At 63.8% G+C, this 20,127-nt stretch carries 22 protein-coding genes; 13 read left to right on the top strand and 9 right to left on the bottom strand.

From position 1 onward, the window contains the following. Window positions 1-2 precede the first annotated feature (2 nt). Entirely contained in the window at window positions 3-857 is an 855-nt protein-coding gene (dapD, locus tag EN874_RS11875; RefSeq protein WP_126086605.1) for a 2,3,4,5-tetrahydropyridine-2,6-dicarboxylate N-succinyltransferase, read from the bottom strand. Between the two features lie 143 nt (window positions 858-1,000). Here dapD and EN874_RS11870 point away from each other — a divergent pair, with 143 nt between their 5' ends. Continuing rightward, window positions 1,001-1,840, top strand: coding sequence for an LOG family protein (locus EN874_RS11870; RefSeq protein ID WP_127424914.1), 840 nt, complete (start codon window positions 1,001-1,003; stop codon window positions 1,838-1,840). Between the two features lie 15 nt (window positions 1,841-1,855). Here the strand turns inward: EN874_RS11870 and EN874_RS11865 are convergent, their stop codons facing one another. Together EN874_RS11865 and EN874_RS11860 are read right to left on the bottom strand one after the other, a co-directional pair. Beyond that, complete coding sequence (locus EN874_RS11865) at window positions 1,856-2,476, bottom strand: response regulator transcription factor (protein ID WP_245468275.1); 621 nt, start codon at window positions 2,474-2,476, stop codon at window positions 1,856-1,858. Window positions 2,477-2,956: 480 nt separating this feature from the next. Further along, a complete protein-coding gene (locus EN874_RS11860; RefSeq protein ID WP_168247428.1) occupies window positions 2,957-3,631 on the bottom strand; it encodes a sensor histidine kinase in 675 nt (224 codons plus the stop codon). A 281-nt stretch (window positions 3,632-3,912) separates the two neighbouring features. Here EN874_RS11860 and EN874_RS11855 point away from each other — a divergent pair, with 281 nt between their 5' ends. From EN874_RS11855 to EN874_RS11845, 3 genes are all read left to right on the top strand, one after another. Continuing rightward, window positions 3,913-4,329, top strand: a complete 417-nt coding sequence (locus EN874_RS11855; protein ID WP_189394111.1) for a hypothetical protein — start codon at window positions 3,913-3,915, stop codon at window positions 4,327-4,329. Window positions 4,330-4,502: 173 nt separating this feature from the next. After that, window positions 4,503-4,955, top strand: coding sequence for a hypothetical protein (locus tag EN874_RS11850; protein WP_127424912.1), 453 nt, complete (start codon window positions 4,503-4,505; stop codon window positions 4,953-4,955). Next, complete coding sequence (locus EN874_RS11845) at window positions 4,955-5,473, top strand: hypothetical protein (RefSeq protein ID WP_127424911.1); 519 nt, start codon at window positions 4,955-4,957, stop codon at window positions 5,471-5,473. The genes EN874_RS11850 and EN874_RS11845 overlap by 1 nt, the downstream gene beginning before the upstream one ends. A gap of 61 nt (window positions 5,474-5,534) precedes the next feature. Here EN874_RS11845 and EN874_RS11840 read toward each other — a convergent pair whose 3' ends face one another. Next, window positions 5,535-6,242 carry a pyrimidine 5'-nucleotidase gene (locus EN874_RS11840; protein ID WP_127424910.1) on the bottom strand — a complete coding sequence of 236 codons (708 nt, stop codon included), beginning with the start codon at window positions 6,240-6,242 and terminating at the stop codon, window positions 5,535-5,537. A gap of 150 nt (window positions 6,243-6,392) precedes the next feature. Here EN874_RS11840 and EN874_RS11835 point away from each other — a divergent pair, with 150 nt between their 5' ends. The 3 genes from EN874_RS11835 to EN874_RS11830 all read left to right on the top strand — a co-directional run bounded on the left by EN874_RS11835 (window position 6,393) and on the right by EN874_RS11830 (window position 8,930). Continuing rightward, window positions 6,393-7,154 (top strand): GGDEF domain-containing protein, encoded by a 762-nt coding sequence (locus tag EN874_RS11835; RefSeq protein WP_127424909.1) that lies wholly within the window; start codon window positions 6,393-6,395, stop codon window positions 7,152-7,154. A gap of 166 nt (window positions 7,155-7,320) precedes the next feature. Beyond that, window positions 7,321-7,494 carry a hypothetical protein gene (locus tag EN874_RS33690; RefSeq protein WP_168247429.1) on the top strand — a complete coding sequence of 58 codons (174 nt, stop codon included), beginning with the start codon at window positions 7,321-7,323 and terminating at the stop codon, window positions 7,492-7,494. Next, a complete protein-coding gene (locus EN874_RS11830) occupies window positions 7,491-8,930 on the top strand; it encodes a GMC family oxidoreductase (RefSeq protein WP_127424908.1) in 1,440 nt (479 codons plus the stop codon). Before EN874_RS33690 ends, EN874_RS11830 begins: the two co-directional genes overlap by 4 nt. An 80-nt stretch (window positions 8,931-9,010) precedes the next feature. Here the strand turns inward: EN874_RS11830 and EN874_RS33685 are convergent, their stop codons facing one another. Beyond that, a complete protein-coding gene (locus tag EN874_RS33685; RefSeq protein ID WP_168247430.1) occupies window positions 9,011-9,178 on the bottom strand; it encodes a hypothetical protein in 168 nt (55 codons plus the stop codon). Window positions 9,179-9,273: 95 nt separating this feature from the next. Between EN874_RS33685 and EN874_RS11825 the strand changes: the two genes are divergently transcribed. After that, window positions 9,274-9,765: a MarR family transcriptional regulator gene (locus tag EN874_RS11825; protein ID WP_127424907.1), complete on the top strand. Its 492-nt coding sequence runs from the start codon at window positions 9,274-9,276 to the stop codon at window positions 9,763-9,765. Between the two features lie 102 nt (window positions 9,766-9,867). Here the strand turns inward: EN874_RS11825 and phhA are convergent, their stop codons facing one another. After that, window positions 9,868-10,701, bottom strand: coding sequence for a phenylalanine 4-monooxygenase (gene phhA, locus EN874_RS11820; RefSeq protein WP_127424906.1), 834 nt, complete (start codon window positions 10,699-10,701; stop codon window positions 9,868-9,870). Window positions 10,702-10,840: 139 nt separating this feature from the next. On the opposite strand from phhA, the gene EN874_RS11815 reads away from it, so the two are divergent. Together EN874_RS11815 and EN874_RS11810 are read left to right on the top strand one after the other, a co-directional pair. Then, window positions 10,841-11,314, top strand: a complete 474-nt coding sequence (locus tag EN874_RS11815) for an Lrp/AsnC family transcriptional regulator (RefSeq protein WP_126086594.1) — start codon at window positions 10,841-10,843, stop codon at window positions 11,312-11,314. Between the two features lie 350 nt (window positions 11,315-11,664). Next, a complete protein-coding gene (locus tag EN874_RS11810; protein WP_127424905.1) occupies window positions 11,665-13,644 on the top strand; it encodes a GGDEF and EAL domain-containing protein in 1,980 nt (659 codons plus the stop codon). Window positions 13,645-13,913: 269 nt separating this feature from the next. Here EN874_RS11810 and EN874_RS11805 read toward each other — a convergent pair whose 3' ends face one another. From EN874_RS11805 to EN874_RS11795, 3 genes are all read right to left on the bottom strand, one after another. Further along, on the bottom strand, window positions 13,914-14,975 hold the full coding sequence (locus EN874_RS11805; protein ID WP_127424904.1) for a class I SAM-dependent methyltransferase: 1,062 nt from the start codon (window positions 14,973-14,975) through the stop codon (window positions 13,914-13,916). A 377-nt stretch (window positions 14,976-15,352) separates the two neighbouring features. Next, window positions 15,353-16,246 carry an acetylglutamate kinase gene (argB, locus tag EN874_RS11800; RefSeq protein ID WP_040971090.1) on the bottom strand — a complete coding sequence of 298 codons (894 nt, stop codon included), beginning with the start codon at window positions 16,244-16,246 and terminating at the stop codon, window positions 15,353-15,355. Window positions 16,247-16,333: 87 nt separating this feature from the next. Beyond that, window positions 16,334-17,830 carry an amidase gene (locus EN874_RS11795; RefSeq protein ID WP_127424903.1) on the bottom strand — a complete coding sequence of 499 codons (1,497 nt, stop codon included), beginning with the start codon at window positions 17,828-17,830 and terminating at the stop codon, window positions 16,334-16,336. 164 nt (window positions 17,831-17,994) lie between these two features. Between EN874_RS11795 and EN874_RS11790 the strand changes: the two genes are divergently transcribed. From EN874_RS11790 to EN874_RS11780, 3 genes are all read left to right on the top strand, one after another. After that, on the top strand, window positions 17,995-18,534 hold the full coding sequence (locus EN874_RS11790) for a sigma-70 family RNA polymerase sigma factor (RefSeq protein ID WP_126086589.1): 540 nt from the start codon (window positions 17,995-17,997) through the stop codon (window positions 18,532-18,534). Then, complete coding sequence (locus EN874_RS11785; protein WP_127425043.1) at window positions 18,531-19,253, top strand: anti-sigma factor; 723 nt, start codon at window positions 18,531-18,533, stop codon at window positions 19,251-19,253. The genes EN874_RS11790 and EN874_RS11785 overlap by 4 nt, the downstream gene beginning before the upstream one ends. Before the next feature lie 195 nt (window positions 19,254-19,448). Next, window positions 19,449-20,006, top strand: coding sequence for a fasciclin domain-containing protein (locus EN874_RS11780; RefSeq protein ID WP_127424902.1), 558 nt, complete (start codon window positions 19,449-19,451; stop codon window positions 20,004-20,006). The last annotated feature ends 121 nt before the right edge of the window (window positions 20,007-20,127 follow it).

Below are 20,127 nucleotides of genomic sequence, written 5' to 3'. Positions count from 1 at the left end.
GATCAATCGCGCAGCAATTCGTTGATCGACGTCTTGGAGCGGGTCCTGGCGTCGACGCGCTTGACGATGACGGCGCAGTAGAGGCTCGGCCCCGGCTCGCCATTGGGCAGCGGCTTGCCGGGCAGCGATCCGGCGACCACCACCGAATTCGCCGGCACCTCGCCGTAGAAGACCTCGCCGGTGGCGCGATCGACGATCTTGGTCGACTGGCCGATGAACACGCCCATGCCGAGCACCGAGCCTTCGCGCACGATGCAGCCCTCGACCACCTCGGAGCGGGCGCCGATGAAGCAATTGTCCTCGATGATGGTCGGGCCGGCCTGCATCGGCTCCAGCACGCCGCCGATGCCGACGCCGCCCGAAAGATGCACGTTCTTGCCGATCTGCGCGCAGGAGCCGACCGAGGCCCAGGTGTCGACCATGGTGCCGGTGTCGACATAGGCGCCGACATTGACGAAGGACGGCATCAGCACCGCGCCCGGCGCGACATAGGCCGAGCGGCGCACGACCGAGGACGGCACGGCGCGGAAGCCGGCCTTCTCGAAGTCTACGGCGCTCCAGCCGTCGAACTTCGACGGCACCTTGTCCCACCACACCGCCTGGCCCGGACCGCCCTTGATGATCTCCATCGGGTTCAGCCGGAAGGAGAGCAGCACCGCCTTCTTCAGCCACTGATTGACATGCCATTTGCCGTCGTCCTGGCGCTCGGCGACGCGGGCCACGCCGCGATCGAGCAGGTCGAGCGCCGACTGGATGGCGTCGCGCGTTTCGCCGCGCGTCGCGGTCGAAATCGTGTCGCGCTCCTCGAAGGCCTTCTCGATGGTGTTTTCGAGGCTCGCCAGATCGGGCTTCGACATGAAATTGCTCCATTACAAAGCTGTTAAGGGCTGCGCCTTAACCTGTTTTGAAATCGCGCGGACCCTATGTGAAGCCTTGATGAGGGTCAATCGCGGCTGCGTCATGGGACGGCGCAAGTAAGGGAATTAGGACGGTGGATTCGATGACACCCATGGAAAAGGCCGGCTGGACGCCACTGCCGCATTCGGACGAGGATCTGGAGCGGTCGAAAAGCGTGCCGGACACGCCGCAGACGCGGGCCGAGACCTATCGCCTGGCCTGGAATGATCCCGACTTCATGACGCGGCGCGAATTGCGCCCGGTGCGCCTCCAGCTCGAGCTCTTGAAGCCGGAGATGATCCTCGCCGAACGCGGCATCCGCTCGACCGTCATCCTGTTCGGCGGCGCCAGGCTGCCGGAGCCAGGCGGCGTCGCCTGGGCGGCGAAGAACGAGACGCAGAAGCAGAACCTCGAGCTGAACAGCAAATATTACGAGGAGGCGCGCAAGTTCGCCCGGCTCTGCTCGCAGCAGTCGGCCACGTCGTACTACCGCGAATTCGTCGTCGTCACCGGCGGCGGCCCCGGCGTCATGGAAGCGGGAAACCGAGGCGCCGACGATGTCGGCGCGCCGTCGATCGGGCTCAACATCGTGCTGCCGCACGAGCAGGCGCCGAACGCCTATGTGACGCCGGAGCTCTGCTTCAACTTCCACTATTTCGCGATCCGCAAGATGCATTTCGTCATGCGCGCCAAGGCTGTCGCCGTGTTCCCGGGCGGCTTCGGCACGATGGACGAATTCTTCGAGACGCTGACGTTGATCCAGACCGGGCGCATGGAGCGCGTGCCGGTGATCCTGTTCGGCAAGGCGTTCTGGCAAAGGGCGATCGACCTCGATTTCCTGGCCGAGCAGGGCACGATCTCGCCCGGAGACCAGGACATCATCGATTTCGTCGACACCGCCGACGAAGCCTGGGACATCGTCCGCCTCTTCTATCGTCTCTAAAGCCGCGGACCGCCGCTACACCAGCTCGGCCAGCCAGCCATTCGATTGCGCGAAGCGCACGATGGCCGCGCGGGAGTGGAGCTCCAGCTTGTCGGTAGCCCGGGTCCGGTAGGTTTCGATGGTCTTTATGCTGAGATTCAGCCGCGAGGATATCTCCTTGTTGCTGTAGCCGAGCGCGACCAGCTGGATCACCGACCGCTCCCGCTGGCTGAGATTCCCTGGATCGCATTGTGTGCCGTGGCGGGGGCTCAAGATCCGCGCGGCAAGCGCCGGATCGACGTAATTGTCGCCGGCCAGCACGCATCGGATGGCCTGCAGCAGATCCGTCGCGGTCGACCGTTTGACCACGAAACCGCGCGCCCCGGCGGCCAGCACCTGGCGCAGGCAGCCGGGGTCCTCATGCGCCGTCAGCGCAATGCAGCCGAGTTCAGGGAACCGTTCGGCGAGCCGCTCGATCAACGTGACCCCGTTGACGCCGGGCAGCGAGATGTCGACCACGGCGACGTCGGGAAGGGTCTTGCCGATGCCCTCGAGGGCCTCGTCGGCATTCGCCGCCAGTCCGACGATCGTCAGATCGTCCTGGCTGTTGATCATCGCGCCCACGCCGGACAGGATGATCGGATGGTCGTCGACCACGAATATGCGCCTGCAGCACACCTTAACCTCCATCAGTCTGTCAAAGGACCCGTCACGCAGTGCGGCCCCCTGTGCTTGATGGTCTAGGCAACTGCCCCGCCTGGCGCGGGACGCCCGTCTGTTTCAGCAAAGCCGCAACGCGGCCGCAACGGGTAAGCCATCCCCCGCCTGACCCATGCCGCGGATTGTAAGCCGCTGCCAACGATTTCGGATGTGGAACGCTTCACTTAGAGCAATTCCAGGAAAAGTGTGTGACGGTTTTCCGTCCGGAGTTGCGTAAAAACAAATATTTAGAGCGGTTCGGCGATCCCGTGAAACGCCGACCCTTCTAGGGCATGATCCCGAACCGAAGCTCAGCGAAAGCAAAAAGTGGGGACCGGTTTTCGGAGAAGATCATACTCCAACAAAGGTTTGGATCAGGATGGCGATTCGACGAAACGATCATCCCGATCGGGCGCCTGCGGCAATTTGTCGGAGCGCTCAGTCGCTCAAGTGCACATCGGCATAGATGGCGGTCCCCTTGCCCTTGGCGGTTTCGACTGTCAGCTCGCCTCCGATCAAGGCAAGGCGCTCCTTCATCCCCGCAAGCCCCAGATGGTGGGGGCCGGGCGCGACGGTGCCGTCGAAGCCTTGGCCGTTGTCCTCGACCGCGAGCCGCAGTTTGTTGTCCCATATGTGGGCCGTAACGCTGACCCGGCCCGGCCGGGCATGCTTGCCGATGTTGGTGAGGGCTTCCTGCGCGATGCGATAAAGCGTCAGGGCGACTTCGGGATCGAGCGGCCGCGCCAGGGCTTCGAGATCCACGTCGCCGGGGACGCCGAGCTGAGCGCACAGCATGCTGACCAGATCCTCGAGGCAGGCGCGAAGTCCGAGGCGATCGAGGTCCGCGGGCCGCAGGCTCCAGGCGGCGTCGTGCACCCGGGCGCTCAGCTGGTCGATCAATTGAGCGGCGCGCGCGAGGCGGGCATCGAGTTCCGCCGAGTCCGCGCGGATGCTGTGCAGTTCCAGCGCGACGCTCGCCAGCATCTGGCCCAGATCATCATGCAGCTCGCGCGACAGGCGCAGGCGCTGTTCCTCCTGCACGGCAATCAGGCGTCGCGCCAGTCTCCGGCGCCGGGCCCTGTCGTCCTTGCCTGTTGCGATACCCGCCTGCATCGACCCCTTCTGTTCTCTTCGCCGTCGCGGGGCGCAAGCCGTTCGGGGGCAACGAGAAAAGGCATGAATGTCCCGGCAATATACACCCGGCATAAGCCTCCATGCCTGTCAGTTTTTTCCCGATGCCTTCATTTTTTCCTGACAAGCGCCTCAGCTGAAAAACCGGCAGACCTTGCCGATCAGCCCCGATGTTTCGCCGCCTCTTCTGCGCGCATCCTTTTTGCGTGGTTCCGGTCATCTTGTGCTGGCCGGGATGTTCAAAGCAAACCAAGGAGAACGTCATGAGGAAGATCATTCTGGCCGCGGCTGTCCTGTCGGCGCTGACTGGTACGGCATCCGCTGTCTCGATCGGCAGCGGGAACGGCAACGGCAACGGCAACGTCGGGGTCGGCAACGGCAACGGCAACGGCAATGCCAACACCGGCGCCTTCAACGGCAACTTCAACGGCAACGGCAATTTCGGTATCGGCAACGGTAACGGAAACGGCAATGCCAACATGGGCGCCTTCAACGGCAACTTCAACGGCAACCTCAATGCCGGCATCGCCAACGGCAACGGCAACGGCAACGGCAACTTCGGCCTCGGCAACGGCAACCTGAACGGCAACGCCAACTTCGGCCTGGGCAACGGCAATGCCAACGGCAACGGCAACTGGGGCGCCGGCAACGGCAACGGAAACGGCAACGGCAACCACTAGCCTCGCCACCTGATAGCGTCGCCAACCACCGGCGTCGCCGATCACCAGCGTCGAAAGACGCTCACGCTTCTGGGATCGCCGAGCCTCGCGCCCGTCCCCCACGCCAGGCTATCGCGACATGTCGCCGGCGGTCCCAGTCCCTTTTCAATCGCGGCTATGGAAGGAGTTCGCTCATGAAACCCCGCGTCCTATTGGTGCTATGGCTGGGCCTGCTGAGCGCGACCGGCGCGAAGGCCGACGGCACGACAGGCAGCCAGGCCTTCAGCACGTCCCGGATCGCTCAATCCGCCGGTCAATACGGCCAGTATATTGGTTCGAACGTCAGGGGCATGGACCCGCTCGGCTTCTCGGGCGGCAATGTCGGGTACAAGAACACCGGCAGCGGCAATATCGGCGCCTTCAACAGCGGCAGCGGCAATGTCGGCGCCTTCAACGGCAACGAGAACACCTCGCCGACGAGCGGAAACCACAACATCGGCGCCTTCAACGGCAACGGCAACACCGGCGAATATGACGGCAACACCAATGTCGGCGCCTTCAACAGCAACTTCAACGGCGGCTCGTTCAACGGCAACGGCAATGCCGGCGCGTTCAACGGCAATTTCAACGGCCGGGGAAACCGCTGATGGGCAGGCCCGGACCATCCGCATCTGTCCGGCGTGGCGAAAAGCCGGCGCCGGCGCGGCGGCGCGACGGCAACGGCCTCGCGGTCTGCGCGCTGCTTGCCGCGATCGTGGCTGCCGACGCCTCGACGGTGGTCAGGATCGCCGATCTTCCCATCGGCCGCGGATCCATCGACCACCGAGATGTCGCGCTTGCCGGTCTCGGTCTGGGCGACGCCGTCGCCTCGAACGGCAAGTGGAACTCCGGCAATTTCAACGGCAACGGCAACCGCGGCAGCTTCAACGGCAACGGCAACATCGGTAATTTCAACGGCAACGGCAATGCCGGCAGCTTCAACGGCAATGGCAACGCGGGCAGCTTCAACGGCAACGCCAATTGCGGCAGCGGCTTCGGCAACGGGTTTTCGTCCGACGGCAACGGCAACGGGAAGCGCCGGGACACGCCCGAATGGTGCCGGTTCCTGAAAAACCTGAACGGCCAACTGGGGCTGTCGCCGGGCACGATCCCGGACTTCGACTAGTCACGCCTGCCGGCCGCGGGCGGCTGCCCTTCTAACGGCGTATCGGCAATCTGGGGTTGGTTCAGGCCGGGACTTCGACGATTGCCGTCAGGAAACTGGCGAGATCGTCGGTCACGAAATCGACGTCGTCCTCGTTGGCCGGGTCGCGCTCCCAGATCTCCGAGAAAGTCGGCTCGAAATTGCGCGGCACGACCAGCACCGTCGTCATGCCGAGCGATTTCGGCACCGAGAGGTTGCGTGCCAGATCCTCGAACATCACCGCGTTGTGGCCGGTGACGGAATGCAGCTCGGCGAATCTCTCATAGGTCTGGCGCGCCGGCTTGGGGTTGAGGCCCGCCGCAACGATGTCGAAGATGTCGTCGAAATGGTCCAATATGCCCAGCTGGCGCGCCGTGCGCTCCGCATGCCTGCGGTCGCCATTGGTGAAGATGAACTTGCGGCCCGGCAGCTGCCGGATCGCGGCGCCGAGCACCGGATCGGGCACCAGCCAGGAATAGTCGATGTCGTGCACCTTCTCGAGGAAGTCGTCGGGGTCGATGCCGTGGCGCGTCATCAGCCCGTTCAGCGTCGTGCCGTACTCCAGGTAGAGCTCTTTCTGCAGCTTGCGCGCCTCCTCGCGCGAGAGCGTCAGCAGTTCGCCGACATAGGCGGTCATCTTCACGTCGATCTGCGCGAACAGATTCGAATGGTGCGGATAGAGCGTGTTGTCGAGGTCGAACACCCAATCCGTGACATGGGCAAAACCGGCGGGGTCGGGTGTCGTTGTCATGGCCTCCTTATGGCATGCGGACGCCGACTTTATCCACAACTTATGCGCGTCGCGTATGGTGAAAATAGCCCCTCGCTTCAAATTTTAACCGTCCCGGAAAGGTCGCCTTCAGCGCTTGCTGGCACAGAGGCGTTCCGTTGGGAGACAGCGATGAGTCGCATAATTTTGAAGTCCGCAGTCGTCGCGTTCGCTTCGGTCGCCGCCTCGCTCTTGCTGACGCTGGTTGTGGTCCCGGCGATGGGCTTTCCGGTCAGCCGCACCGTCTGGTTGACGGCCACGATTTGCCCTTTGATGCTCGCCTGGATCGCCAGCGCGGGCACCTTCTGGCAAAGCGACCGCTTGAAGAACGCGCATCGCGAGCTTGCCCGTGCGCATGCGCAGCTTGCCGCCGCTCACAGGCGCCTGTCGGAGAAGGCAAGCCGCGACGACATGACCGGAATGCTCAACCGCGAGACCTTCTTTGCCGCGCTCGACGGTTCCCGGCGCAAGGCCGATCGCGGCGCCCTGCTGATCATCGATGCCGATCACTTCAAGACCATCAACGACAACTTCGGTCACCTGACCGGCGACGATGCATTGCTTCTGATCGCCGGCGCCATCGAGCGCGGCGTGCGCAGCGGCGATGTGCTCGGCCGCATCGGCGGCGAGGAGTTCGCCGCCTTCCTGATCGGCGCCACCGAGCCGGAGGCAAGGCGCGTGGCCGAGCGCATCCGCCGCGAGGTCGAACTGATCCGCTTCCGCCCCGTCGACGAGCGGACCGTGCCGTTGACCGTCTCGATCGGCGGCATCACCTGTGGCGAGAGCGCCACCGTGTCGGAGCTGATGCGTGCCGCCGACCGCAGGCTCTATGAGGCCAAGCATCGCGGCCGCAACCTGTCCATTCTCGATCGCGACATTTCGGAAGCCGCCTGAGGTTCCGGGCGGGGTTGGCAATTCTTAACCTTCTGCAAATTCAACCGCGGCGATTGAGCGGTTGTAACGGGGTTTTCACCTAAACTTGGCACGGAATTAGCTTCCGAGCGGCATGTGTGCCGCCTGGGAACGGCATGCGCATCGAGCCCCTATCGAGAGACGTGTCATGAGCTATTTCATAAAGAGGATGTCGCGCCGCGTGATGCTGCAGGCGCTGATCGCGCTGCCCGCGCTGTCGCTGTTCCGCAACCAGTCCGCCGTCCCTGAGCCAAACGGGTTCGACCCTGACGAGATCGTGGAGGTCAATGGCTGGATCCTGAGGCGGAGCGATCTTGCATGATCTTCGACAGCTACGAGGCTTACAAGCAGGCGAGCTTCAAGCCCAAGGTCTGCATCCTCGGCTCCGGCCCCGCCGGCACCACGATCGCCAGGAAACTTGGCGCCGCCGGCATCCCGGTGGTTATCCTTGAGGCCGGCTCGCGCGAATTCAGCGACGAGTCGCAGGATTTCTATCGCGGCACCACGGTCGGCGACTACTATTTCGACCTCGACATCACCAGGCTGCGCTTCATGGGCGGCTCCTCCAACCACTGGGCAGGCTGGTGCCGCGTGCTCGACAAGCAGGACTTCGAGCCGAAGGCCTGGGCGCCGGACACCGCCTGGCCGATCAGCCGCGCCGATATCGAACCCCATCTGTCCGAGGTCCGTGACATTCTCGAACTGCCCGATTTCCGGCCGGATGTGCCGATTTCGGACGACATACGCTGGGTGCAGCTGATCAAGAGCGGCGCCGTGCGCTTCGGCGAGAAATTCGCCGACGAGCTCGACCGGAGCAGGAACATCGCCGTCGTGCTCAACACCTACGCGACCGAGCTCGCCGGCGACGGCAGGCGCGTCACCGGCGCCAGATTGTGGTCGAACGGCCAGGATGCCGGCGCCTTCGCGGCGGATTATTTCATCACCTGCACCGGCGGGCTGGAGAATTCCAGGCTGCTTCTGTGGTCGAACCAGCGCTCGAATGGCGGCGTCGTGCCGAACGCCGCCGCGCTCGGCCGCTACTGGATGGAGCACCCGACCTTCGAGGGCGGCAATGCCATCCTTGCCAGCTACGACAAGTTCGAGGTCGACGCCTCAAACGAAGCCTTCTTCTCGCCGACGCTCGCCGCGATGGAGCGTCTGCGGATCCTGAATTTCGGCGTCAGGCTGATCGAGATGCCTTACCCGCACGTCAAGCGGCTGATCGCGGACCTGGCCTGTACCGCGCCCGCCATGGCGGAATGGATGTCCGACCAGCTCAGCCAGCGCCTGCGTTGCGCCGCCCAGCTCTACGTCGCCTGGGAACAGGCGCCGCTCGCCTCGAACCAGATCGAGCTGTCGAAGACCGATGTCGACCACGCCGGCGTGCCGCGCATCGAATTGCACTGGCAGAAGTCGCCGCTCGAGCGCCGCACGCTGCTCGAAGGCCTGAGGCTTTTCGGCACCACATTGGCGCAGAAGAATCTCGGCCGTGTGCGCATCGCCGACTGGATCAGCAATGGCGGCGACTACCCGACGAATGAGGAGACGGCCGGTCACCACCACATGGGCGGCACCCGCATGGGCACCGATGTCCTGAAGAGCGTCGTCGACGCCAACTGCAAGGTGCATGGCATGGACAACCTCTATGTCGGCGGCTCCTCGGTGTTCTGCACCTCCGGACAGTGTAATCCGACGACCACCATCACCGCGCTCGCCTGCCGGCTGGGGGATCATCTCAGCAAGGTTATCACGGTCTGAACGGCGAAAGGCAGCGGCGCCGGCGCCGGGAAAGGCAACCGGCGCCGCCTTGGCGCGCCTTTTGCCGAAATGCCGACTCGCTACAGTCCGTACACGGCGACGCGCACCAGCACGGCCGCGGCGGCAAGCGCCACCAGCAGAATGCCGAGGCCGATGGGCGAGCCCCAGCCATACCATTCCATCGCCAGCTTGGCGTATCTGTACTCCTCGTCGTTCGAGAGCGGGGCGCGTTGTTGAATCATGCTCATTGTTCACTCCTTGTCGCCGACTTTGCCCTTGCCGTGCAAAGGCCGGTGTCGCATATTGATACGATAGTCTGAATGTTAGACAGATTGATAGTTAGATGATCAAAGTAAATTCGTCAAGCACGGATCGCGCTGAAATGACAGCGGCTGTCAGCCTCGCCGTCATGCGCTGGCAGGACGCGACGCAGGCCTATGACGAGGCGGTGGGCGTGCGGCTCGGACTGATCGCGGCCGAGCGGCATTGTCTGGGCCTGCTTTACGCCGGACCGCAATCGGCGGGCGCCGTGGCCACGGCAACGGGACTGACGCCAGCGGCCGTGACGGCGTTGATCGACCGCCTGGAGGCGCGTGGGCTCGTCACCCGCACTCGCAGCCTGGAGGACAGGCGCAAGGTGGTGATCGAGGCGACCGAACTGACCAGAGAGCTGTCGGAACGTTATTATGGCGCGATCGCGCGGGAGGGCGAGAAGGTGGTGGCGAGCTTCAGCGATGCCGAGCTTGCGACCGTGCTGCGCTTCATCAACGCCGCGCTCGAGCTGCAGAGCGAGCAGTTGGCGAGGCTCAAGGCTGAGCCGGCTTCGGCTGGCTGACGCCGGCGCGACAGGGAACGAACCAGAGCGGTTCGGCCGCTTTGTCGGCGACCGAACCGCTCTGACACCCGGCTGGGCGAAAGCCGGACCCTTGAGCGCGCTCTAGACCGTGGCCGGGTCGAGCGCCGGCTGGCCCTTGAACCGCTTCACGATGCCGGCAAGGTCGCCGCCGGCGAATGCGTCGCGCAGCGCGTCGAAGGACGGCAGCACGAAATAGGCGCGCTGGAACTTGTCGATCTCGTAACCGGTGCGCATCACCGTCTCGAGGTCGAACGGCACGTGGTGGGCGTCCTTGCTCTCGACCGCGAACTGCAACTCGGTGAAGGACGACATCAGCCCGGCGCCGAAGGCTTTCACCGGCTGGCCGGCTTCCTGGATGAGGCCGTATTCGGCGCTGTACCAGTAGAGCCGGGTGATCATCTCGTCGCCGCCGAGCGCGATCATGTCCTCGGCCTTCTCACCGTACATCTGCATGAAATCGGCGAACACCGGCTGCGTCAGGATCGGCACATGGCCGAAGAAGTCGTGGAACATGTCCGGCTCGACGATGTAGTCGAGCTCCTTGCGGCTGCGCAGCCAGTTGGTGACGGGGAAACGGCGGTTGGCGAGATGGTCGAAGAAGGGGCCCGCGGGGATCAGCCCGGGCACCGCCACGATCTCCCAGCCGGTCGCCTTGCGCAGCTTCTCGCTGACGGCGTCGAAATCCGGAATCCGGTCGAGCAGGCCAAGCGCGGCGACGCCGTCGAGATAGGAACGGTGCGCGAGCTTGCGCGTCAGCTTCGTCTGGCGGTCGCAGAGCGTGCGCCATACCGCCTGCTCCTCGGCCGAATACTCGTAGCCCTGCGCCACGGTGAAGTCGGCGCGGCACACCGAATAGTCGCCGCGAAGGCCTTGCGCCGCGCATTCGCGGGCATAGTCGGCAACGCTGATCGTCATCTGTTCCTCCTCAAAAATCGTGATCCTCGGATCGTGACGTCATCGTAGCCGCGACCGGCGAGGCAATTCAGCCTTCTTTGTAGCCGTGCGACGGATTTCGAGGTAAACTTCGCTCGATTTTAGATGCGTAGGAGTGAAAATGCCTCAGTTGGATGAGTTCGAAATAAGAATGCTCGACATCCTGCAGCGCGACGGGCGCAAGGCCGTGTCGGAGATCGCGCAGGAGATCGGCTTGTCGACCACGCCTTGCGCGCGCCGCTTCGAGGCGCTGCAGGGCGCCGGCATCATCAAGGGCTTTGCTGCCGTGCTCAGCCGGCGCGCGCTCGGCCTGACGGTCGAGGTGTTCATCCAGGTCCGCCTGGTGAGCCACAGCGACGGCTCGCCGGAAAACTTCATCGCCGCCGTGCAGCGCATGGACGAGGTCTCGTCCTGCTGGACGATGACCGGCGACCACGATTTCCTGCTGCATGTGATGGTGCCGTCGGTGGACGATCTCAACGCCTTCGTCATGCACCGGCTGATGCGGCTGCCCGGCGTGCGCGACGTCCATACCCAGCTCGTGCTGCAGAATATCAAGGGACCGGGCCACGTGCCGCTCAGCCATTTGCGCTGATGGATCGTGCTCGAACCGAATTCTGGGCTATTTCCCAGGATCAGTCGAAGTTATGGCTGAACAATCCCAAGAAAAGACACGGTTGGTGATTTGCGGCAGCATCGATGTTGTGCGCGCCTTCTCTTGCAGTCCGGAGGATGTGCGAACATGCATTACCCGGTAATTCGAGATTGCTGTATGGAGACCTTGCCGGGACGCCAGGCCGGAACGTTTGCACGATCCGTTTACCGCCGGTTAGCAACATTAGTGTCTTATAATGGATCAGGCTTGCCTTCGTCCTTCCGCAAGGACTTGACGGATTTCGCTTGCTCGAACCGTTCATGCGGAGGACGATCGCAAAGGAGCGTTGCATGCAGTTGACGGAGGATGTGGCTCGAAGGGTCACCGAAGCGATTTCACGTCCGTCGTGGAAATCAGCCGATCCGACGCTCTATGCGATGCTGCTGCAGAAGAATGCGGACCAGAATCGCAAGGTCGTGCGCTGGGGCATAGCGGCGGCCGTGTTGAGCTACATATCCTACGGCGCCTTCGACTTGTTCCTTTTCCCGGACGTCGCGGACCGTTTGATCCTGACGCGCCTGTCGTTGGGGCTGACCTTCCTGGTGCTTGTCGAACTCGTTGCCCGACGCGGTTTTGCCATCACCACACTGCACTACGTGGCTGCCCTGGCGATCGTGGCCGGCGCGATCGGGTGGCTGCTGTCGGCGCTCGGCACGTCGCATCAGGAGGCGCTGTCTCACTTCATCATCTTCGGCACGGTATTCATCCTTGGCGCCAACCTTTTCTTCAATTTCCGGCTATGGCTCTCGGCGCTGTCGTCCGCGACCGTAACAGTCGCCTTCACCGGCGCCACGCTGTTCGTGCTTCAAGCCGACCTAGCCGCCCGCCTGGTGCTTGCGACCTATTTCGCCAATTGCCTTGTTTTGTCGCTCTATCTTTCATGGCGTCTCAGCATGGAGCGGTACCATACCTTCGTGCACGCGCTTCAGGCGCAGATCCAGGAGCAGGTCGCCATCGAGAACGGTCAAAAGCTCATCGAGATCGCGGATACGGACCCGCTTACCGGGCTCAAGAACCGCAGGGCGATCGCGCGGGAATTCGCGGAGCTGTGCAAGGAATGGGCCAGGGACAATGACGAAATAGGCGTCATCCTCATGGATGTGGACTACTTCAAGCGGTTCAACGACCGGCTCGGCCATCAGGCCGGCGACGACTGCCTTATCGAGCTTGCCCGCGCCTTCGACGAGACGGCGGCGTCCAACCACGCCATCGCGGGGCGCTATGGCGGCGAGGAATTCGTCGTGCTCTGCAAGGTCGCCGGACAGGATCATCTGCGCGAGGTGACCCACCAATTCTGCCGGGCCGTCGAGGATCTGAAAATCTCCCACCCCGACCGTGACGACAAACTCAACATCGTGACGATCAGCGCCGGCGCCTCGTTGACCCGCGCCGATCAAAGCATAGAGCTTCGCATCCTGCTGCAGGAGGCCGATCGCGCGCTCTATGCTTCCAAGTTCTCGGGTCGCGCGACCTTCACGATCTATGACGCGCAGGCCATCGACCAGAAGCGCGCCAGCCAGAATCTCTCGGAACTGCTCAAGCATGCCGTTTCGGAAGGACTTGTCTCCGTTGTCTATCAGCCGATCTGCGATGCGACGTCCGGCCAGGTGCTTGGCCATGAATCGCTGATGCGGCTGCGCGACTTTGACGGCAGCGTGATCAGCCCGTCGGTGTTCATACCCGTCGCCGAGCAGACCGGCGGGATCGAGGAGCTTGGGCTGTGGCTGATCGATCGGGCCTGCGGCGACATGGTCGAGCATGGGTTGGGGGCGGTCGTGTCCGCCAACGTATCGGTCGTCCAGCTCAAGGCTCCGAATTTCCCGCTGCACATCACCGAGATCCTTGGCCGGCACGGCATGGCGCCGCATAAGCTGGCGCTGGAGGTCACCGAGGGCAGCGATATTTCCCTGGAGGCGCAGGCGGCCAGAAGCATCGAGCAGCTTCGGGCCCTTGGCGTGCAAATCTGGCTGGATGATTTCGGAACCGGATTTGCCGGTTTGGCGTGGCTGCGCCGTTTCAAGTTCGACGTCGTCAAGGTCGACCGGAGTTTCCTGCACGACTGCCAGACGGTTCGCGGCCTGAGCCTGCTGCAGGACATGGTCAGGCTTCTGCGCAACCTGGGCCACACGGTCCTTGTCGAGGGTGTCGAGACGAAAGAGCAGCAGAATTTGTTGCAGCATATGGGCATTCAGTCGGTCCAGGGCTTCCTGACCGGGCGCCCCGTTCCGATCGAAGAGATTCAGCAGGCCAGGCGGGACCTGGTCGCCTGAAGCGCGTCGCGATCTTTCAGTTTCGCTCCATGCGCTTTAGAGCGGGTCAGCGGTTCATGGAATCGCCGAACCGCTCTAAGTATTTGATTTTACGCAATTCCGGACGGAAAACCGTCACACGCTTTTCCTGGAATTGCTCTAGGTTTTTGATTTTACGCATGTCTTTGTCCCGAAGCCGGTTTCCACTTTCGGGAGACATGCTTCAAGCCGGGCCGCCGCACGGCCCGACTTGAAATCAAAATGGATTGTGAGGCGGCTCCACTGCCGCCTTATGCCGGCGCCCCGAGATCCCCGCGCTTGCGGATCTTGCCGTAGACGATGTTCCTGTTCGATCCATAGTAGACCTCGGCGTCGGCGTGGTTCTTGTCCACCGCGGCATTGATGATGTCCCACATGTCGCTCGCCGAACGCAGGATGAGCGGCCAGTCCATGAAGGTCTCCATGTAGCCGTCGGTCGTAATCTCGTCACTGAAGTTGGCGAACAGGAATTCGCCGTCCGGCTTGACCAGTTCCATGGCCCGCTGAAGCAGGCGCGCGCCGACGGGCAGCGGCAGGTAATCGTACAGGCCGGACGCATAGACGAGATCGAACGTGCCGAGCGGGTAGGCGCGCCGCAACAGGCCGCGCACGGACCCGTCCATGGCTTCCACGACCGTGCCGGCGAGGTCGCGGTTGACCGTGCCGACGCTCACCGGGTCCTGGTCGAGGCCGATCCAGCGCTTCAGTCTTTTGCCGGCCAGCGCCTTCGAGAGCTCGGCTTCCCGCAAATGGCCGCAAGCGATTGCCAGCACCTCGGCATTTTCCACCCGCGCAGCCGTTTCGTCGACCGTTCTGGCCAGTATCTCGCGGCGCTCGCGCCCCGCCACCGAGCTTGCCGCCTCGCTCGTATAGGCAAAGATCTCGCGGCCAAGGTCGCTCGATGACGCCACGATCTCGTTGGCGCTCGGATGCTTGTAGTAGATGTCCAACAGCGTCGCGTCGCCCGAATAGCCGCGCGGCTTCTCGAAGGACCAGCGCGTGAACGGATCCTGTCTCAGATATGCCGCCACGCGGTGCTGCTGGGCCAGCGGGATCAGTTCCTGCCACAGGTCCGGAGCGACGTCGCGGCGCAATTCGTGCAGTCGGCCCGCCAGGCGTTCGACGATTTGCCCCGCGGGCTCCTGGCGCGTGAAAGCCTGGTGGGCGAGGTCCAGCACGAGGGCGAGCTGGGCCGCCCGCGCCTTGAGCTCGACGGCGTCGACCGTCTCCGCGGACGCCGCCTTGTGCTTCTTGATCAACGTCGATGTGATGAGGCTTGCTTCATCGATTTTCAAGTCCGGATTGAGCGCCATATGGCCATTCCCTTGTGGTCCCCCGGCGACAATTATAGATGCACAGAGTTTTAATAAAAGTTTAGGAGAGGCTGCATTAGTTATAGCTAAAGTACGATCACCCGAAGGTTTCGACCGCCGAGAGCCACGGCGCCGTCGACCTAGGCGATGCGTACGACCTCAACGCCTTCGTGTTGCATTGGCAGACGCGTCTTCGCGGCATGCGCGAGGTTAACTGCGCGCCGGTCAAATCTGTGGCAAGGCTGCACGAAACTGCTGGACCGCGCCAAGGCGGCTTCGACTTCGGCGAAGACGACCTGCGGACCGACGCAACGGAGGTACGCCGCGTCCGTCATCGAAGACGCGCGTGCCAAGCGAAAGAAGATTGGCTGGAACCGTTACGGCACGATCAGCGTGCCGGCGCCGTGCTCGGTGAAGAGCTCGAGCAGCACCGAATGCGGCGTCTTGCCGTTGAGAATGACGACGCCTTCGACGCCGCGCTCGATCGCCTCGATGCAGGTCTCGACCTTCGGGATCATGCCGCCCGACACGGTGCCGTCCTTGATCAGGGCCTTGGCCTCGGCGACCGTCAGCTCGTCGATCAGCTTCTTGTTCTTGTCGAGCACGCCGGGCACGTCGGTGAGGAACAAGAGGCGCGAGGCGCGGCAGGCGCCGGCAATCGCCCCGGCAAAGGTGTCGGCGTTGATGTTGTAGGTATGGCCGTCGCGGCCCGGCGCCACCGGCGCCAGCACCGGGATCATTTCCGAGCGGGCGAGCAGATCCAGCAGCGTGCGGTCGACCTCGACGGGTTCGCCGACGAAGCCGAGATCGAGCACCCGCTCGATGTTGGAATCCGGGTCGATCATCGTCTTGCGCGCCTTTTCGGCGAACACCATGTTGCCGTCCTTGCCGCAGAGCCCGATCGCCCATTCGCCCTCGGCGTTGATCAGCGCCACGATCTCCTTGTTGATCGAGCCGGCCAGCACCATCTCGACGATCTCGACCGTCTTCTGGTCGGTGACGCGCAGGCCGCCCTCGAATTTGGATTCGATGCCCATCTTGTTGAGCATGGCGCCGATCTGCGGCCCGCCGCCATGCACGACGATCGGATTGACGCCCGATTGCTTCAACAGCGCGATGTCGCGGGCGAAGGCCTTGCCGAGCTCGTTGTCGCCCATGGCATGGCCGCCATACTTCACCACCACGGTCTTGTTCTCGTAGCGCTGCATGTAGGGCAGCGCCCTGGAGAGCAGCGCGGCCTGCATTTCGGCGGTGGCGGCGATGTCCGTCATCGGTATCGATCCCAGCTGGCGTGAATGGCGGCGTCTTAGCGGGAATTGCCGCAGGCCGCAAACGGCTTTGCTGTCACAATTACGAAATCAGCCGGGCGCCTTGAGCAGCGCCCGCCGCTTGAGCCACCCCGAAATCTTCTCCATCTGCGCGGCGAAGGACAAAAGCGTCTCCTCGTCGCCGGGTCGCCCGGCGGCCTGGATGCCGAGCGGCAGGCCGGCTTCGGTGACATGCACCGGCATTGCGATCGAGGGCTGGCCGCTGACATTGTGGATCGCCGGCCAGTGGGTGAACCACAGGCTCTTGTCCATCAGCTGGCCGAAAAATGATTTGATCTTGAGCAGCCCGGTGAGGTGCAATTTGTCGAGCAGGTTTTCGACGAGCTCGTCGGCGCCCTTCGGGTCCATCGCGCCGCAGGCGAGCGGCGGGTGGGCGATGATCGGCATCAGCACGGCATCGAAGCGCGCGGTCTCCTCGATCATCCGTCGCGAGGTGGCGTTGAGACGCTGTACCGCGTGATAGACTTCGCCCGCGGACAGCATTTCGCCGAGGCGGCCGAGCACGCGCGTCGCGCGCTCGACCTCGCCGGTGACGGGGCGGCCGACGCGCAGCGCTTCGGCCCGCATCATGCCTGCGACCGCCGAGGCGACGCTGCGGCAGAAATCGGCGATGAAGTCGCGGCCGATATAGGGCAGGCCGATCTCTTCCACCGTGTGCCCGCCCTCGCGCGCCAGCGCCACTGCCGTGTCGAGCGCGTGAAGCGTCTCGGCCGAGATCGGCAGGCCGAGCGGCGACTTGCGGTAGACGGCGAGGCTGAGCTTGCCCGGATCGCGCGCCGCGGCGGCGGCAAATGAGCCTTTCGGTTCCCGTGCCGCATAGGGCGACAATGGATCGGCGCCGTGCGTCAGGTCGAGCAGAAGCGCCGTGTCGCGCACCGAGCGGCTGACGGCGTGGTCGACGACCATGCCGTACCAGCTCTCGCTGACAAACGGCGTCAGCGGCACGCGGCCGCGCGAGGTCTTCAATCCGACGAGGCCGCTGCAGGCCGAAGGCACGCGGATCGAGCCGCCGCCGTCGGAGGCATGCGCGGCCGGCACCACGCCCGCCGCCACAAGCGCCGCCGATCCGCCCGACGAGCCGCCGCTGGTGTGACCGGTATTCCAGGGATTGCGGGTGATGCCGAAGCGCGCCGATTCCGTCATCAGCCGCAGCCCGTGCTCGGGCGAGGTGCTGGTGGCGATCGGAATCAAGCCCGCTGCCAGATACCGCTCGACCATCACCGAGTTGTAATCCGCCGTGAAGGCCGGGATGCGGCTGCCGCCATGGATCGGCACGCCCTTGATGCCGATGCCGAGATCCTTCAGCGCGAAAGGCACGCCGGCAAGCGGCAGCTTGCGGTCGACCGCTTTCGCCCGCGCCCTGGCGGCGTCGTAGAGCGGCGTGGCAATGGCGTTGATGTCGGGCCTTGTCGCCTCGGCGCGCGCGATCGCCGCGTCGACCAGTTCCTGCGGCGAGATCTCCCCGTTGCGCACAAGCTCGGCAAGTCCGGTCGCATCCTGTTCCCAAAGCACGCGTTCGATCGACATGCCGCTCCCCTCTTTTGGCGAAGGCTATCGCATGAAGCCGCAAATCGAAATCGGGAATCGATAGACCAACGGCCCGACGGTCTTTGGCGGATAAAGCCTCCTTTCTGACTCAGTAAGATCAGGCGGCCCGTTGCAAATAAATCGCAATCTTCTAATTTGCCTGCATGGGGCCTCAGGACATCAGCAAGCTGATCGTCCGGACTTCGATGAAGGACCGGGCTGCGTTCGATCTGCTCTACAAGCAGACCAGCGGGAAACTTTTCGGCGTCTGCCTTCGTGTCTTGAGGGACAGGGGAGATGCGGAAGAAGCGCTGCAGGAGGTCTTCGTCAAGATATGGACGAAGGCGGACCGTTTCGCGGTTTCCGATCTGAGCCCGATTTCCTGGCTGGTGGCCATTGCGCGCAACCATGCGATCGATCGCATCAGGGCGCGGCGCGGTCCTTCTGCCAACATCGACGCAGCCCTCGACGTCGCCGATCCGACGCCGGGACCTGAGGCCATGGCTGTCGCGGGCGGCGAGGCCGAACGCATCTACCATTGTCTCGACGAACTCGAGAAAGACCGGGCGGCGGCCGTCCGGGGCGCCTATCTCAACGGCGAGAGCTATGCCGAGCTGGCGGAGCGCCACAAGGTTCCGCTGAACACGATGCGGACTTGGCTGCGGCGAAGCCTGCTCAAACTGAGAGAATGTCTGGAAAGATGACGCTGGCGGAAGACAACGGACCGGAACGCGGAGGCGACGACCTGCTCGCCGCCGAATACGTTCTCGGCGTTCTAGCCGCCGACGAACGCCAGATCGCGTCCCGCCGCATCGACACCGAGACGGCGTTCGCTCGCCTGGTCGATGCCTGGGAGGTCCGCTTTGCGCCGATGGCGTCTGCCTATGCCGCGGTCGAGCCGCCGGCTTCGGTCAAGGCGGCGATCGACCGGCGGCTGTTTGCCTCTTCGGCGGCCACGTCTGCAGCCCCCGGCGCCGACCTGCTCGGGAGCCTCGCCTTCTGGCGCGGGCTTGCCGCCGCGGCGCTTGCCGCTTTGGCTGTCTTTGTCGCCCTGCCTCTCGTCAATCCGCCATTGCCGCCGCCCGAGACCAGGCTGGTCGCGTCTCTGGCCGCCGACAACAGCAGCGTCAAATACCTCGCCGTTTACGACGCCGCTCGCCATGAGGTCGGCCTCTCGCTGGTCTCCGGCGAGCGCGGCGCCGGCAAGGACTTCGAGCTGTGGATGATCGAAGGCAAGAATGCGCCGGTCTCGATGGGTGTCATCCCGGCCGGCCAGACCGCGCGCATGACTGTATCGCCGGCTGTCCAGCAGAAGCTGGCGCAAGGCGCCGTGCTTGCCGTGAGCCTCGAGCCGACCGGCGGTTCGCCGACCGGGCAGCCCACCGGTCCCGTGGTCGCCGCTGGCGACCTGAAGGGCATCTGATCGTTCTCAAAGGTTAGGCGAAGTCTATCTGCCGACGATGCGTCGTGACGCGCGCCTTCATGCGATCAAGTGAAGCGTATCTGAATTCTTCTCGACGAACAAAAAATCTTCGATGGTTGCGAAACTAAGTTTTTCCTCGTCCGTATCTCTTCGAGTTCCCACAAACGGGAAAAACAACCCGAGGAGACTGATACTATGCGTAAACTCACCACCCTTTTGCTCGCCTGCACAATCGGCCTTTCCGCGCTCGACGCCGTTGCCTATGCCGCCAATCCGATGGTCGGCGGCGCGCCGATGTATGCCAAGAAGAACATCATCGAGAATGCCGTGAATTCGAAGGACCACACCACGCTGGTTGCCGCCGTCAAGGCCGCCGGCCTCGTCGACACCCTCCAGACGCCCGGTCCGTTCACCGTCTTCGCACCGACCAACGAAGCCTTCGCGGCGCTTCCGGCCGGCACGGTCGAGACGCTGCTCAAGCCCGAGAACAAGGACAAGCTCACCAAGATCCTCACCTGCCATGTCATCGCCGCCAGGGCGATGGCCGCCGACGTCGCCAAGATGGCCAAGGCCGATGGCGGCGCGCATGAGGTCAAGACCGTCGGCGGCTGCGCGCTGACGCTGAAGTCGGAGAAGGGCAAGGTCACGGTGACCGACGAGAACGGCAATGTCGCTCATGTCACGATCGCCGACGTGCGCCAGTCGAACGGCGTCATCCACGTCATCGACAAGGTTCTTCTGCCGAAGATGTAACAAAGCGCGTGCGGCCGGCGAAGTGAGATGTGTCCCGCCGGCCGCACGGTTCTCCCTCCCACATTCCGTGCTGCCGTCAAGCGCCGCTCCGTATCGCCAGGGCTTGGGTCGACGCGGAGTG

The organism is Mesorhizobium sp. M1D.F.Ca.ET.231.01.1.1 (genome assembly GCF_003999155.2).
Taxonomy (GTDB): domain Bacteria; phylum Pseudomonadota; class Alphaproteobacteria; order Rhizobiales; family Rhizobiaceae; genus Mesorhizobium.
The sequence above is the reverse complement of the archived record's forward strand: the minus strand, read 5'-3'. Positions and strand labels throughout refer to the sequence as shown.